Below are 15,452 nucleotides of genomic sequence, written 5' to 3'. Positions count from 1 at the left end.
TGCTCCAGTGATGATTTAAGGTTGTAGATTGAATTCTTGCGCAAGCAACTCATAAGAGCGGGCTTGCGCTTTGGGATCGTATGTCCAAGTGATGATGACCACTTCGTCTAAAGCAAGCTGTTGGGCAAGTGCCCTCAACTTGGCGCCCACTGTGGCTGCACTGCCCACGAAAGCGTTGGCTTTCATGGACTCAAGGGCCATCTGTTCAGCTTGGGAATAGTCGCGGTCGGCTTGCTCGGGCGGTAACATCGGTCCAATTCGGCCCAAGTTGCGGTCAATTCGCCACCGTGCACGGCTTTTAAACAAGTGCCATGCTTGCTCATCTGTCTCGGCCGCCAAGGCCCAAATACAGACAGTGGCATGCGGTTTTTCTAAACGAGCGCTTGGCCTAAAGGTGTCTCGGTAAATTTGCATCGCCTGACTGACACCTTGGCCATCTGTAATGAACCAAGCAAACGCATAAGGCAAGCCAAGGTGTGCCGCCAACTGGGCCCCATAGTCCGAGCTACCCAGCATCCAAACATCGGGCGACGTGGCCGACTGTGGGTACGCAAACACACCATGACCTGGATGGCCCGCAGGCAAAGGCTGCCCCTTAACCCAGGCCTGCAATTCCATGACTTGCTGAGGAAAATTTTCACTGGCGTAGCGATCGGGGTTGAGCAACTGGGCTGTTTTGCCATCACTGCCTGGGGCACGGCCCACGCCCAAATCGATGCGGCCTGGTGCCAATGCGTCCAGAACTCTGAATTGCTCCGCCACTTTGAGCGCCGAGTAATGCGGCAACATCACCCCTGCACTGCCAATTCTTATTTTGTGAGTTTGTGTCGCAATGGCCGCCATCAAGACTTCGGGCGCTGTACCCACAATGCTGGGGTGAGCATGGTGCTCACTGACCCAAAAGCGTGAGTAGCCCAATTTTTCAGCCCACTGCGATAGCGCCAAAGTCTGGCGAATGGACTCATCCTGGCCGCGCCCTGCCATGGCCACAGATTGATCGAGAACAGACAAACGCAATTGCATAATTGAAGAGCTTAACTAGAAATGAAAGACCCGCATCAAGCTTTGGCCATTTCAGCTTCCTGTAAAGCCCGCCACATGACTTTGCCACTGCCACTCTTGGGCAAGGCGTCCACAAACTCTAGCACTCGTGGCACTTTGTAGACAGCCATGGTTTGGCGGCACCAGTCAAGGATGTCTTGCTCAGACACTTTGCCTTGGTGTGAAGCCCGCAACACCACGACAGCCTTCACTGATTCACCGCGGTAGTTGTCCTTGGTGGAAATAATGCAAGCCTCCTGAATGGCCGGATGCTTGAACATCAAGGCCTCTACCTCGGCAGGCCATACCTTGAAACCACTGGCGTTGATCATTCGCTTTAAGCGATCTGTCATGAAGAAGTAGCCCTCTTCATCGATGCGCCCCATGTCACCCGATCGGAAAAACAATTTGCCATCGTGCTCAAAGAAGGCACTGTTTGTGGCATCGGGTCGTTTCCAATAACCCTTAAAAACTTGCGGTCCTGAAATCACAATTTCGCCAGACTCACCTTGTGGCAGTTCTTGCAAAGTTTCTGGATTGACCACCCTGGCATCCACGCTCATGAATGGAATACCCAAGCATTGCTGCTTAGAGGCATCCGGCGGATTGGTGTGGGACGGCGCGGCTGTTTCGGTCAGGCCATAGCCTTCGATGTATTTCAAATTGAATTTTTCGAGCAGCCTCTGTGCCACCGCTTCAGGCATGGCCGCACCACCACCACCAATGTTTTGCAAACTGCTTAAATCGTATTGGTCTAAATTGGGGCTGCCCAATAAATCAATCACCATGGTGGGAATATTGGTCCAATGCGAAATTTTCCATTTAGAAATTAAGCGCCCGGCCAAATCTCGATCCCACCTGGGCATGAGCACCAGGGTGGCCCCTAAAAACAAAGTGGCATGCATCACACTGACCATGCCCGTGATGTGGAACATGGGTACCACACACAAGCATCTGTTTTCAGCAGTACCGTTGGACCACAGGCCGCTTGACATGGCGTTGTGCATAACCGTGCCATGGGTATGCATACAACCTTTGGGCAAGCCGGTGGTGCCGCTGGTGTAAGGCAATACGGCCAGGTCGCTGGGGGTCGCTGTGACTTCGGGCAAGGCTCCCACTGTTTGAATGGCATCCGACCAAGCGTGAACCGAGCCATCCTCCAACTTAGGCAAAGTGTGCTCCGTTAACAACCAACTGCGCCATGCCTCTGGCATTTCTTCTGGCCCTAGTGCCTCGGCATCGAACACATCCGTAAACTGGGTCACCAACAGATGTTGCAAACGCTGGCCAGCTTCTAACGCATTACTGGCGGCGGCCAGCTCATTGGCCAAATCGGCTGTAGTCACCGCCACCTTGGTGTCTGGGTCAAGAATGTAATGCTTGAGCTCCTCCATGCGGTTCATTGGATTCACTGGCACCACCACGGCATCCAAACGCAAAATAGCAAAATGCGTGATAACCAATTGGGGGCAGTTTTGCATGTTCAGCACCACCCTGTCGCCCTTTTGAACCCCCATTCTCTGGAGTGCCGAGGCAATGTGCTCTGCTGACTTTAAAAGTTGCTGATAGGTCCATGTTTTGCCCATGAAAACCAATGCCAACTTGTCTGGATAACGAATGGCACTGATTTGTAAATTAAGCCAAAGAGAGGTTTGCGGCGCCACAAGAGTATGCGGCAGCCTCTTGGGCCAAACAGCGTGATGAACAGGCATTCAGGGTGTCTCCATCCAAATTGATTAAGCTGAGTTGAAAACCAGCATTAACGGACTTTTAGGCCATGCTAAACGTGTATGGGGTCAAGGAACATCCCCATATGCCCTAGGTGGCAGACCCAATTTGCAAGCATTTGCAACCAAATACTGGCTTGAATGCGGGTAAATTGAAGTTTTACCTATGAGGCATACATGTCACCTCTGCCTACCCCAGCTTGTTGCGGCACCAGCAAAGCCGCCCAATTGCTCCAGCTCTCCGTGGGCACCGTGCAAAGTCTGGTCGACAAAAATATTTTGGAAGCCTGGGTTACTCAAGGGGGCCACCGCAGAATTTCCCTCGAATCTATCCACCAGTATCAAGCTCAGCAACAGAAGCTACCCGCCCTCACCCGCCTGATTGAGAACCGCCTTCGCATCATGGTCGTCGATGACGATGCGGTCACCCGCCACATGTTGCAAGACGCTTGTCTGTCAACCCATCACAACATCGATTGCTGCGCCATGGCATCAGGCATAGAAGCCTTACTCACTTTGCCTACGTTCTTGCCGCACATCGTTATTCTGGATCTGCTCATGCCAGAAGTTGACGGATGGGAATGGGTCAAGCGGGTAAAAGAGACAGAAGGCTTTGAGCAAGTGCAAATTATCAGCATTTCGGCCCTCTCAAAGGATGAGTTAGAACAACGGGGCGGGCCACCAGAGGGGTCGCATTTTATTTCTAAGCCTATCGACTTAGGATGGTTGAAGGGTTATTTGTTAGGGTTGATGTCGCCTCAGTCTTGGGTTTAAGTTGGCTTAACTATTTGTCTTAGTTCGCCCAATACGGCTTCATCGAAAACAGGCATATCTTCAAAAGAAGAAAGGCTCTGCTGCAAAGACATCAAGTTGTGCGCATCTTTGCTTTTTTTGATAAACGGCACGATTTGCCTAACAACCAGCGCACCTTGCGCACAAGCAAACATATTTTGGGAATCGCACAAACGTTGATACCAATCGCGCCAAACATTACTTTGAGTACCTGAACCCTTTAACAACAAGGTGTCCCTTTGTTTACCAAAGGCTGCATCCATCAAACTCAACTCTTGAGAAAACGCCCGCCACTGATCTGGCCCTTGACCTTCAGGCAATTGTTGAAATGTGTTGGTATCAACCATTGCATGATGGGTAAATTGATCATCATGAATAAACATCGCTGACAACTGACGCTCGCCTTTGCGAATAGTTCGAGCCTTGCTGCTGGTTTGACGGTAAGCCGTCCAGAAGGTCTGAAATTTTTGGGACAACCAAACTTTCTCAGAAAACATCAACATAAAAGAAGCGTAAAAAAGCCTTCGCTGGTGTCTTTGCGATATTCCTCTTTCCGCAGACAACGCCCCCACCACATCGGCTTTTGAAGCCTCCATTTGTTGTAAAAAATTTGAATTGGCAAAAACAGGAAACCAAACGCTGTCATTTAACAGCAAGAGGTGCAAAACTTTCCTATTTTGTTGACGCAACCACAAAACGCCCTCTTGGTAACCTCCAAAGTCATACCCAAAATTGGGACGGACAATTAAATGTGAAACCTGTGGCAATAGTCGACTGATGTCTTCTTGGGACAACGGGCCGTTGGACACCAACACACAGGCATAGCCTTGCTGCATCAAGTGTTTACAAGTATTTAAAACCGATTCAGGAATGGAGCGAGGCTGGTAAATCAATAGGATGCATACACGTTCAGACCAAGGCGCCTGCCCCTTGAAGTTCTGAACCAAACTATCGTGCAAAAATCGATAACGAATTCGAAGAACCAGATCTCTAATTTGTCGATAAGGCTCTAGCAATTGCCCACCAAGGCGTTCAAATTCCCTGCGAATTTTCCATAAAGACATATTCACGGGCCCTCAATGAGTTGATTAGCTTGTTTGATGAAAAACCTTTTGATCTGCTTTGTTCCAAAATTCATCGCTCTTGATAATTTGCACAAAGTGATGTGTGGCTTGTCCGTCGCCGTAACCTGCATCTGTATCAGAACGTTGATTCCAACGCGAATTTAAAAATTCTTGAATACCCTTGGCATTCAATGCGCTGCATACCGTGACGGAATCTGCCAAGGCCCGATTATTTTGCCGCGTACCAATGTCCAAACTTGGCAATCCCAAAAATGGGGCTTCACGAACACCTGCACTGCTATTGCCAATCATGGCACAAGCATTTTTCATGAGCTCAGAAAAATAATTGAAGCGCATGGAAGGAATGAGACGGAACCGCGATTTAGGCAAAGCTTCAATCACGGCAAAAATTTCATCGGTACCCGGATCATTGTTAGGCGCAATCACAACAAAGTTTTTACCGCTGGCTTCGAGGCAACCGAATAAAGATTTCGCCTGAGCGCCAATGGTGTCAATTTCTGATGTGACTGGATGGAAAACGACAATGCCAAATTCTTCAAATTCAATGGCATACCGCGATCTCACTTCCTGCAGGGTGACACCTGAAGGTCTTGCGTGTGTATCAAGCTCTGGCGAGCCAATGTTGTAAACCCTGTCAGGCGCTTCACCCATGTGAAGTACCCGCTGACGTGCGGCCTCAGAACTCACAAAGTGTGTGGCACACAACTTGGTGTTGCAATGCCTGATGCTCTCGTCGATGGTGCCCGACACCTCGCCACCTTCAATGTGTGCAGAGGGTATGTAACGCATGGCACACACAATTGATGCGGCTAATGCCTCCACACGATCGCCATGAATCAAAACCAGATCGGGCCTGTGCTCGTGCACAAAATCAGAAAATCCCAAAATGGTTTTGGACAAAATAAACTCAAGCGCATCACCTTCACGCTGATTCACAAACTCAAAAAATTCAGCGCCAGCAAAACGTTTCACTTCTAGACGCGTTTCACCATACCGGCTCATCATGTGCATGCCAGTGATAAAAAAACTGATTTCAAAACCCTCTTTTTGGGCAGCCAGTGCCAATGGCTCAAGCTTGCCAAAGTCGGCTCGGGTACCCGTCACAAAAAGTAGCTTCTTTGCTTTACTTTTTGTTTGAAGCGACTGGCCCGTCATTTGGGTTGCTCCACGCCTTCAAAATCAGACCACTTCAGCTGTTGGTTGCGCTTCACAGCTTGCGTTAATCGCACACCTACAAGTCGGTCAAAGTACTGTACCGAAATTTCACCTGAACCTGGGCGTCGTGCCCAAATGTCTGACTCGGCTACGACATGACCTGCAGGCAAATCTTTGTCAGCCACCACTGAGCCACGGGCGAAGCGATAAACATCTTCTTCAGGCGCAGTCCGAACTTTGGGATTGTTCAATGCCGTGTGAATTTCTTTGGATCGGTCAATGAGAAAGCGCAGCTCGGCGGGGTCCATCGAACAAATGATGTCGGGGCCTTTGCGGTAACGCGTATCGGTAAAGTGCCGCTCCAAAATACAGGCACCCAATGCCACCGCAGACAATGCCATTTCGGGCCCGATGCTGTGATCTGAAAATCCAACGACGGCCTTGGGGAAAGCATTTCGCAAGTCGGTCACGCCTTGAAGGCTGACAATTTCTGGGGGCGATGGGTACAGGTTGGTGCACTCCAACAAAGCGTATTCAATGCCCGCATCTTCCAGAATTTGCACCGAAGGCTTCATGCTTTCAATGGTCTGCATGCCGGTACTCATGATGACCGGCTTGCCCATGCGTGCAATGTGACGAATGAGCGGCAAGTGATTGCACTCACCCGAGCCAATTTTGAAAGCTGCCACACCAATTTCGTTCAGAAAGTCGGCAGCGGCGCGCGAGAAAGGCGTCGAGATGTAAATCATGCCCAAAGATTCGGCATGTTTTTTTAGTGCAATTTCGTCGTCTTTGCCCAATGCGCACTCTTGCATCACATGCCAAATCGACTTGTCGGCGTTGGGCGGAAAAATTGACTTGGCTTCATCGGTCATTTCGTCATCGACAAAATGAGTTTGGTGCTTCACCATTTCGCAGCCCGCCAGATGAGCCTGCGTGACCATGGACTTGGCTACTTCTAAGCTACCGCCATGGTTAATGCCAATTTCGGCGATGACCAAGGGGGCATGCCGCAAAGAAATTTCGCGATTTGCAATTTTCATAGATTGCTTCCTTTTTGATTCAATGTGAGCGCCGCTTCGCAACGCTCAAAATCTGCCAGTGTGTCGATGTCTTGACTGTGCGCTGCGCTCATTTGCACCACACCAATTTTTTCACTGACAAAACTTTCTCGCCCGACAAACCAAGCGGCGTCCATGACATAAATGGCACCATTGGGCTTCACGACAGGCGGCAAACTTTGACGGTTAGAAAAACAATAAGCTGGATCGCTCAGGGGGACAAAACGATCGCCCTCAATTTGCCCCCACTTGAGGACACCGCGATCGGCTTCAGTCACCGACATGACCAACTCGTGCTGGCCAGTCACAAAGACCTTCAAGGCGGCGTCAATATCAACCGACTGTCGCATGGGAGAAGTGGCCTGCAGAAGCACAACCACACCTTCGCATGATGCCGCTCTAAGGGCATGCGCCAAGACAGGTGCCATGGGAACGGTATCGCCACACAACTCATTAGGCCGCTCTAAAGCTAAAACACCGTCAGGCAGTTCAGCCTCCAGAATTTCTGGAATATCTGTGGTGAGCACAACGCGGTGAGCACCCGTTTGCAACGCCAAATCGACCGCATGACGGTACAAAGGTTTGCCGGCCAACAAACGTGTGTTCTTGCCTGGCAAGCCCTTAGATCCTGCCCTTAAAGGGATAACAGCAGTCCATGGCAAGCGCGTTGAGGTCATGAGGGAGCGAGAATGTGGTTTGAGTGGCGCTAAGTTCGCCTTAGTATACTAATGCTTAACTTCACACCGCGTTGTTTTGGCCCCTCAACACTGTCAAATAGCAACCCAAAGACCGTCCTATGAATTCCCGTTTTCCGTCCACCTGGGGCATGCGCCTAGCCATCGCCCTCTATGAGGTGCTCTGGATGGTTTTATTGCCCCTTTTCTTGGCCTATCTTTGGCAAAAAGGCAAACGCGAACCGCTTTACAGGCAGTTTTGGAACGAGCGCTGGGGCCGCGTTACAACCCAACTCATAAACCCCATTTGGGTTCACTCCGCCTCGATGGGTGAGATTCGCGGGGCCGCACCATTAATTCGCGCATTATTGGCTGAGGGCTACCCGGTCATGGTCACCACCCTCACCCCAGCAGGTCGCACCGCCGCGCAAAAACTTTTAGAGCAAGCCATCGCCAGTGGCCAAGCTCAAGTCAGCTACGTGCCCTTTGAGCTGGGTGGTGCCATCCAAAGATTTATTCGAAATGTGCAACCGCGATGCGCCATGATGACCGAGATCGATACTTGGCCCGCATTGCTTGCCAACATCCGCGCCATGAACGTGCCGCTTTGCATGGCCAACGCACAATATCCCAAGAAAAGCATCGAGCGCGACTTGCGTCAATGGGGTGGCTTTCGCGCCAAGCTTTTTCCAGCCTATCAACTTGTGATGTGCAAGTCTGAAACCCATGCCAATCGCTTTCGACAAGTTGGCTGCAGCCATGTCGAAGTGGTGGGCGAAACCAGATTTGATTTACCCGTCTCTGCCCATCAAATTGCTGCCGCAGAAAAAGGGGTGCAACAGTGGCATTTGGCTTTGAACGAGCGCCCTGTCATTGCATTTGCAAGTGCCATTGTTGGCGAAGACGAGCAATTCATTGACGCCATGCGACTGATCCAAAAAGGCGTTGCTGCTGCCGGCAAATCAAAGCCTCTGTTTGTCTATGTGCCCAGAAGTCCACAAAGGTTTGATGTCATTCACGACCTGTTTCAAGCTGCGGGCTTGTCAACTGTTCGTCGCAGCCTCGCTTTCAATCAAGACTTGGATTTGCTTGACCCCAAGCTGAACATTACAGAGACCGATGTTTTATTGGGCGACTCATTGGGCGAAATGTATTTTTACTTGGCCTTGTCTCAAGCCGTGGTAGTGGGTGCTTCTTTTGTACCCTTGGGCGCTCACAACGTCATTGAGCCACTGGCCCTCAAAAAACCCGTCATGGTGGGGCACAGCATTTGGGGCATTGAGTACCCTGGCGTAGAAGCGCTGGCCGCAGGCGTGCTTCAACAACACATGGACATTCCTTCTTTGGCGCAAGCCATGATTCAGTTGTTAACGGACCCCAACGCCTATGCGCAAGCCATGGCGGGTGCAGATCGCTTTTACGCTGAGCACGCGGGTTCTACCGCCAAACACATGGCCGTTCTCAAACCTTGGTTGGAGTCTCTGTGAGTTCATCGCGTTCATGGGCCTTAAGGAGTTATCTCAAAATAACCCAAGCCATGACGCCCGTGTGGCATTGGATTTTTCAAAAGCGACTGCAACGCGGCAAAGAAACAGCACAAAGTCTTTCGCAGAAATGGGTCACTCACCCAGCCCCTAGGCCCCAGGGTGCTTTGGTCTGGGGACATGCAGTTGGTGTTGGCGAAGCCATGGCCTTGGCTGGCTTATTTGCCCAAATGGGGAAACTCTGGCCAGAGGCCAACTTTTTGATCACTACTACAGCACGAACCTCTGGCGAGGCTCTGCACAAAGCCGGATTGCCTGCACGGTGTGTACATCAATTTGCACCAGTAGATACACCGGCCACCGTCAAACTGTTTCTTGACCATTGGCAGCCCACCTTGGCAGTTTGGTGCGAGATGGACTTATGGCCGGCGCTCATTGATGGCACAGATCAACGAGGCATTCCACATGCTTTGGTGAATGCCCGATTGGATGCCAAAGCCATGGCCAAGCGCCGCTGGGGCAGATGGATTTACCAAGCGGTCCTGCCCGGCTTCGACACACTCTGGGCGCAAAACAACGCGTCTCGTGATGCTTTGATTGAATTGGGCGCAACGTCTCATCAAGTTGTCGTGACGGGCAACATCAAAGCCATGTCGCCACCTGTGGGGTGCGATGAAAATGTGCTTAAAGCTTTTCAAAAGCACTTAGCTCAGCGTCCTGTTTGGCTGCTGGCTTCAAGCCATCCTACGGAAGAAGAGATGGCCTTGGCAGCACATCAAATTCTTTTACAACATTACCCCAATGCTTTACTGTTGATTGCACCACGCGCACCCGCTCGAGGCAAAGAAGTTTTGGCCTTGTGCCCAGAAGGCACCTTGCTACGAAGCCAGACCCAAGCAATGCCAGACAACCAGCATTCGGTTTATGTGGCAGACACCATTGGCGAAATGGGCTTGTGGTACCGGCTTGCACCGGCCACCATGCTGGGTGGATCCTGGGCACCGGTGGGAGGACACAACCCCCATGAACCACTGGCGCTAGCCTGTGCTGTGGTGCATGGCCCCCAGGTTTGGAATTTTTCAGAAAGCTATCAAGACTTGGAGCAAGATGGAAAGTGCCAGACAGCTCATAGCTCTGAAGAAATTGCAGCTTTTATTCTGCACAACTGGAAAGCGTCTATTGAGCGCTTAGCGGTTCAAGATCAACAGGTCTTTGAAGAGCTGCAGAGTTTGATTGCTATGGCCAAACAGCATTCGTCAATTAGTCTTTGAGTCGAAACTTCAGCTGAAAACTAATCGCGCCATAAAGCCTGTCTTTAAGGGGTGGCACAAAGGTCACGTTCAAACCAACGCGACCGCTTTCCCAACTTGCCACTGGCAACACTGCCGGAAACCAACCGCCGTTAAATGCCTTAGGGTAGCCATTGAATGCACCGCCCACCACACCTACCTTGATGTCACCCACTTGCCAAGGCTGGTAGTAAGCACCCAAATAGTTTGAATTTTCGTTGTCACTGTTAATGAATTGACCTGCAGTGACGCGCCATTTGTCGTCCAGTGCATACTCGATACCTAGGCCGGGATTGGCATTTCGCAACCCTTTATCGGTATCAAAGTGGGCTGAGTAAAAACCAACATTGAACCAAGCTTTGCTGAGATCGACTTCAGCATACGCTGTGCTGAAGCAGCACATGAGAAACAAAGAAATGCAGTGAGCCGAAGTGCGTATTGACATCATGAGATGATGACCCAAAAACAGAAGCTTTGGCTTGTAAACCAAAAAGACACCCATAAAAAAACGCGCCCGAGGGCGCGTTTTTCATGCTTTTGGCGGAGTGGACGGGACTCGAACCCGCGACCCCCGGCGTGACAGGCCGGTATTCTAACCAACTGAACTACCACTCCTGGTAGCTTGAAGCTTCTGCTCTGTTTGTCTAGTAACAGAGCCAAGTGCAACAAAACTTGGCGACCCTACGGGGATTCGAACCCCGGTACTCACCGTGAAAGGGTGATGTCCTAGGCCTCTAGACGATAGGGTCAAAACCTGGACTTGATTGAATTGCTTCAACCAATTTAACGACACTTTGGTGGAGGTAAGCGGGATCGAACCGCTGACCTCTTGCATGCCATGCAAGCGCTCTCCCAGCTGAGCTATACCCCCCTTGGCAACTTTGTGAAGCCTTGGAAGGCAACCCTCGTTGGTGTCGAGAAATGGATTATAGACAGATTTTTAAGCGTTTTTCAAGCGCTCCAAAACTTTTTGCTTTTCACAGAGCGATAAGACCGCATCGAGTGAAGGTGTCTGAGCCGTGCCCATGACCAAGACCCTGACTGGCATGGCCAATTGAGGCATCTTCAAACCTTGTGCTGCCAAGACTTCTTTAAGCACAGCCGCAATGGCCAATTTGTCCCACTCGCAGGCGGCCAACTTCTCAACCAACAGGGCCAGTGCAGGCTTCACCGCATCGGTCACGTGCTGGGCTTTTTCGTCCGCCTTGGGCGCTACATCGCCGTAAAACACAGCAGCCCAATCGGCCAGGACACACAAAGTATCGCAGCGGTCTTTGAAGAGGCCGCAAATGGCCGTCAAGCGTGCATCAGTTTGAACGCCCCGCTTCGCTAAAATTTCAGCAACCCACAAGGCCAGTTGTGAATCGTCTGATGCTTTGAGATGTTGCGCATTCACCCAGCGCAACTTGGCATCGTCAAACTGCGCCGCACTGCGACCCAAGTGGTCCAAGTCGAACCAATCCAAAAATTGTTGTCGACTGAAAATTTCATCGTCGCCATGACTCCAACCCAAGCGTGCCAAATAGTTCACCATGGCATCGGGCAAGTAACCTTCATCGCGGTATTGCGTCACGGGCTTAGCACCATTGCGCTTGCTCATCTTCTCGCCCTGCTCATTGAGCACGGTGGGCAAATGAGCGTACACCGGTACGTCTTTGCCTAAGGCTTTGAAGATATTAATTTGGCGTGGTGTGTTGTTCACATGATCGTCGCCCCGAATCACGTGGGTAATTTGCATGTCGATGTCATCCACCACCACACAAAAGTTATAGGTGGGTGTGCCATCGGGCCGAGCAATGACCAGGTCGTCTAACTCTTGGTTGCTGATTTCAATGCGGCCTTTGACTTTATCGTCCCACGCCACCACACCCTCTTGTGGATTTTTAAATCGAAGCACAGGTTTGACACCCTCAGGGATGGGGGGCAAAGTCTTACCTGGTTCGGGGCGCCAAGTGCCGTCGTAGCGTGGCTTTTCTTTGGCAGCCATTTGTTTTTCACGCAGCGCATCCAGCGCTTCAATGCTCATGTAGCAAGGATAAACCTGCCCTGTAGCAATGAGTTCAGACAAGACCTGCTTGTAACGGTCCATGCGCTGCATTTGGTAGAACGGACCTTCATCGGGGCGCATGTCCAACCATGCCATGCCTTCCAAAATCACATCGACTGAAGCTTGATTGGAACGTTCCAAATCGGTATCTTCAATGCGCAAAATAAAGGTACCACCTTGCGCTTTGGCAAAAGCCCATGGGTACAGTGCAGATCGAATATTGCCCAGGTGAATAAAGCCCGTGGGAGACGGCGCAAAACGTGTTCGAACGGGTTTAGAAGTTGCAGTCATTGTTTTTCTTATTTCAAATTAGAGGGCTTGTAAGCCACGCGTCAAATCAGCCTTCAAGTCATCTAAGTGCTCCAAGCCGACGGCCACACGAATAAGACTTTGTTGAATGCCGGCTTGTTGACGCTGCGCTTCAGTTAGGCGGCCATGCGACGTGCTGGCAGGATGCGCTACCAATGTTTTGACATCGCCCAAGTTGGTACACAGCGACACCATTTGAGTAGCGTTCATTACTTTGAATGCATTCTCGCGACCTTGCTCAGGCGAGCTGGCTTTGACTTCAAATGAAAGTACCGCACCGCCCATGCCAGACTGTTGCGCCATGGCCAAGGCATGCTGCGGATGGCTCTTCAAGCCGGGGTAATAAACACGCGCCACTTGGGGCTGCGCTTCCAGCCATTGCGCCAGCGCCAAGGCCTGATCAGATTGGGCCTTCATGCGAATGCCGAGTGTTTCCAAACCCTTCAAAATAACCCACGCATTGAATGGCGAAAGCGTCATACCAGCACTGCGCATGACCGGGCCAAACACATCATCAATGAGCGCGCGCGAACCACACAAGGCGCCCGCCATGACACGGCCCTGACCGTCCAAATATTTGGTACCGGAGTGCACGACCAAATCAGCACCCATGGCAATAGGACGCTGCAAGATGGGGGTTGCAAAACAATTGTCGACCACCAGCAATGCATTGCTGGCATGCGCCACATCGGCCAAGGCTTGAATGTCGCATACCTCGGTCAAGGGATTGGTGGGCGTTTCGGCAAACAACAAACGGGTGTTGGGTTGGATGGCCGCTTTCCATTCAGCCACATCGGTTTGAGAAACAAACGTGGTTTTCACACCAAATTTGGCAAACTCACCGCCAATCAATTTAATAGTGGAGCCAAACAATGAGTGGGAGCAAATGACATGGTCGCCACTTTTGAGCAAGCCCAAGCACATCAACAAGATGGCCGACATGCCAGTAGAAGTGGCAATGCAAGCTTCAGAGCCTTCTAAGGCTGCCAAGCGCAATTCCATGCTGGCCACGGTGGGGTTGCCAAGGCGTGCGTAGGTGTAGCCCTCTTCTTCGCCTGCAAACCTGCGGGCGGCTGTTTCTGCATCAGGCTGTACATATCCGCTGGTGAGAAACATGGCTTCAGAGTTCTCGCCATATTGGCTGCGATCGAGCGCCGCACGTACCGCCAAGGTATCGATGTGCAAATTTTCTGGCAATGGTTTTTGACTCATGGCATTCTCAATTTAACTGTCGGCAATGGCCTGAACAAACTGTTGGAATTCTTTAGCTAGCGTTGGGCAAGGCCAGACGTGAACGGTCCGACTCCATTTCGGATTCGTCTTGCTGCGATGGGCGATTTTCATTCAAGCGTTCAATGTCCTCTTCAGAAACATCGCCCGTGACATACACGCCATCAAAACAGGATGCATCAAAACCACTGACCTTGGGATAACCTGGCAGCACCGCACTGGCCACCGCTTGCTTCATGGCATCGACATCTTGGTAAATCAAAGCATCGCAATCGATGATCTGGCGAATCTCATCGACCGTTCTGTTGTGCGCCACCAATTCATCTTTGGTGGGCATGTCGATGCCGTAGACATTGGGATAGCGCACAGGGGGCGCTGCACTGGCCATGTAAACCTTGCGAGCGCCAGCCTCGCGTGCCATCTGAACAATTTCTCGGCTGGTGGTGCCGCGCACAATGGAGTCATCGACCAAAAGCACATTGCGGCCTTTGAACTCGCTGGCAATCACGTTCAATTTTTGGCGAACCGATTTTTTTCGAACGGCCTGACCCGGCATGATGAAGGTACGACCTACGTAGCGATTCTTCACAAAACCTTCGCGATACGGCAAGCCCAACAACTGAGCCAACTGCGCAGCACTGGGGCGGCTGGATTCTGGAATAGGAATGACCACATCAATGTCGCTAGGCGGCACTGTGGAGATAACCCGCTTGGCCAAAGTTTCACCCAAATTCAAACGCGCTTGGTAAACAGAAATGCCATCCAAGGTGGAATCTGGGCGAGCCAAATACACATATTCAAAAATGCAGGGATTCAAGTCAGGCTTGGCAGCGCACTGCTGGGTGTGCAATTGTGTTTCCATGTCGATGAAGACAGCCTCACCTGGCGCCAAGTTGCGTTCAAATTGATGCAAAGTGCCTTCCAAAGCCACAGACTCACTGGCCAACATGTAGGTACCGTCTTTGCCTTTGCCAATGCACAAAGGTCGAATGCCAAAGGGGTCTCTAAACGCCAGCAAACCATGACCCGCAATGAGTGCAATCACGGCATAGGAGCCCTTGATGCGCTTGTGCACGCCTTCAACAGCTTTAAATACATCCGCTGGCGTTAATGGCAAACCGCGTGTTGTTTTTTCCAGTTCATGTGCCAACACATTGAGCAGAACCTCAGAGTCGCTTTCGGTATTGATGTGACGGTGATCGGTCGAAAAAAGCTCTGCCTTCAAGGCTTTGGCATTGGTCAAATTGCCGTTGTGAACCAGCACCAAACCAAAGGGTGCATTGACATAAAACGGCTGTGCCTCTTCTTCGCTGAATGCATTGCCCGCCGTGGGGTACCTCACCTGACCCAGGCCGCAGTTGCCTGGTAATGAGCGCATGTTTCGAGTTCTAAACACATCACGCACCATGCCTTTGGCTTTGTGCATGTGAAATTTTCTGTTCATTTGAGTGACGATGCCGGCCGCATCCTGTCCGCGGTGCTGCAACAACAGCAACGCGTCATAGATCAGTTGATTCACAGGTGCGTTGCTTGCAACGCCAACAATTCCACACATAGG

The 15,452-nt window shown here is 51.1% G+C and carries 13 protein-coding genes and 3 tRNA genes; 3 read left to right on the top strand and 13 right to left on the bottom strand.

Annotated features, from left to right (window positions below; genetic code table 11):
• Window positions 1-15: 15 nt before the first annotated feature.
• Complete coding sequence (locus AMM03_RS01075) at window positions 16-1,023, bottom strand: LLM class flavin-dependent oxidoreductase (protein ID WP_194942709.1); 1,008 nt, start codon at window positions 1,021-1,023, stop codon at window positions 16-18.
• Window positions 1,024-1,058: 35 nt separating this feature from the next.
• Window positions 1,059-2,753 (bottom strand): long-chain fatty acid--CoA ligase, encoded by a 1,695-nt coding sequence (locus tag AMM03_RS01070; protein ID WP_090128632.1) that lies wholly within the window; start codon window positions 2,751-2,753, stop codon window positions 1,059-1,061.
• 192 nt (window positions 2,754-2,945) lie between these two features.
• Here AMM03_RS01070 and AMM03_RS01065 point away from each other — a divergent pair, with 192 nt between their 5' ends.
• Window positions 2,946-3,542, top strand: a complete 597-nt coding sequence (locus AMM03_RS01065; protein ID WP_090128631.1) for a response regulator — start codon at window positions 2,946-2,948, stop codon at window positions 3,540-3,542.
• On the opposite strand, the gene AMM03_RS01060 is transcribed toward AMM03_RS01065, so the two are convergent.
• From AMM03_RS01060 to AMM03_RS01045, 4 genes are read right to left on the bottom strand one after another with little or no spacing between them, the layout of a single operon-like run.
• Complete coding sequence (locus AMM03_RS01060) at window positions 3,539-4,624, bottom strand: rhamnan synthesis F family protein (RefSeq protein WP_090128630.1); 1,086 nt, start codon at window positions 4,622-4,624, stop codon at window positions 3,539-3,541. The two genes, AMM03_RS01065 and AMM03_RS01060, sit on opposite strands and share 4 nt — an antisense overlap.
• Window positions 4,625-4,648: 24 nt before the next feature.
• A complete protein-coding gene (gene neuC, locus AMM03_RS01055) occupies window positions 4,649-5,800 on the bottom strand; it encodes a UDP-N-acetylglucosamine 2-epimerase (RefSeq protein WP_090128629.1) in 1,152 nt (383 codons plus the stop codon).
• A complete protein-coding gene (locus AMM03_RS01050) occupies window positions 5,797-6,843 on the bottom strand; it encodes an N-acetylneuraminate synthase family protein (protein ID WP_090128628.1) in 1,047 nt (348 codons plus the stop codon). The genes neuC and AMM03_RS01050 overlap by 4 nt, the downstream gene beginning before the upstream one ends.
• The gene (locus AMM03_RS01045; RefSeq protein WP_090128627.1) at window positions 6,840-7,538 is read right to left on the bottom strand and encodes an acylneuraminate cytidylyltransferase family protein; all 699 of its coding nucleotides are present in this window, start codon (window positions 7,536-7,538) and stop codon (window positions 6,840-6,842) included. Before AMM03_RS01045 ends, AMM03_RS01050 begins: the two co-directional genes overlap by 4 nt.
• A gap of 119 nt (window positions 7,539-7,657) precedes the next feature.
• Here AMM03_RS01045 and AMM03_RS01040 point away from each other — a divergent pair, with 119 nt between their 5' ends.
• Both AMM03_RS01040 and AMM03_RS01035 read left to right on the top strand, forming a co-directional pair.
• Window positions 7,658-9,022 (top strand): 3-deoxy-D-manno-octulosonic acid transferase, encoded by a 1,365-nt coding sequence (locus tag AMM03_RS01040; RefSeq protein ID WP_090128626.1) that lies wholly within the window; start codon window positions 7,658-7,660, stop codon window positions 9,020-9,022.
• Window positions 9,019-10,290 (top strand): 3-deoxy-D-manno-octulosonic acid transferase, encoded by a 1,272-nt coding sequence (locus tag AMM03_RS01035; RefSeq protein ID WP_194942708.1) that lies wholly within the window; start codon window positions 9,019-9,021, stop codon window positions 10,288-10,290. The genes AMM03_RS01040 and AMM03_RS01035 overlap by 4 nt, the downstream gene beginning before the upstream one ends.
• On the opposite strand, the gene AMM03_RS01030 is transcribed toward AMM03_RS01035, so the two are convergent.
• The 7 genes from AMM03_RS01030 to purF all read right to left on the bottom strand — a co-directional run bounded on the left by AMM03_RS01030 (window position 10,280) and on the right by purF (window position 15,449).
• Window positions 10,280-10,756 (bottom strand): hypothetical protein, encoded by a 477-nt coding sequence (locus tag AMM03_RS01030; RefSeq protein ID WP_228764523.1) that lies wholly within the window; start codon window positions 10,754-10,756, stop codon window positions 10,280-10,282. The genes AMM03_RS01035 and AMM03_RS01030 overlap by 11 nt on opposite strands.
• A gap of 90 nt (window positions 10,757-10,846) precedes the next feature.
• Window positions 10,847-10,923: transfer RNA gene (locus AMM03_RS01025), tRNA-Asp, on the bottom strand.
• A 58-nt stretch (window positions 10,924-10,981) separates the two neighbouring features.
• Window positions 10,982-11,057: transfer RNA gene (locus AMM03_RS01020), tRNA-Glu, on the bottom strand.
• Between the two features lie 46 nt (window positions 11,058-11,103).
• Window positions 11,104-11,179 (bottom strand) — tRNA-Ala (locus AMM03_RS01015).
• 69 nt (window positions 11,180-11,248) lie between these two features.
• Window positions 11,249-12,646, bottom strand: a complete 1,398-nt coding sequence (gene gltX / locus AMM03_RS01010; protein WP_194942707.1) for a glutamate--tRNA ligase — start codon at window positions 12,644-12,646, stop codon at window positions 11,249-11,251.
• Window positions 12,647-12,664: 18 nt separating this feature from the next.
• Window positions 12,665-13,876: an O-succinylhomoserine sulfhydrylase gene (locus tag AMM03_RS01005; RefSeq protein ID WP_090128623.1), complete on the bottom strand. Its 1,212-nt coding sequence runs from the start codon at window positions 13,874-13,876 to the stop codon at window positions 12,665-12,667.
• A 52-nt stretch (window positions 13,877-13,928) separates the two neighbouring features.
• On the bottom strand, window positions 13,929-15,449 hold the full coding sequence (gene purF, locus AMM03_RS01000) for an amidophosphoribosyltransferase (protein WP_090128622.1): 1,521 nt from the start codon (window positions 15,447-15,449) through the stop codon (window positions 13,929-13,931).
• Window positions 15,450-15,452: the final 3 nt, after the last annotated feature.

Source organism: Limnohabitans sp. Rim11, assembly GCF_001269365.1.
In the GTDB taxonomy this organism is placed as follows: Bacteria; Pseudomonadota; Gammaproteobacteria; order Burkholderiales; family Burkholderiaceae_C; genus Limnohabitans_A.
This window is presented reverse-complemented; position numbering and strand designations above follow the sequence as displayed.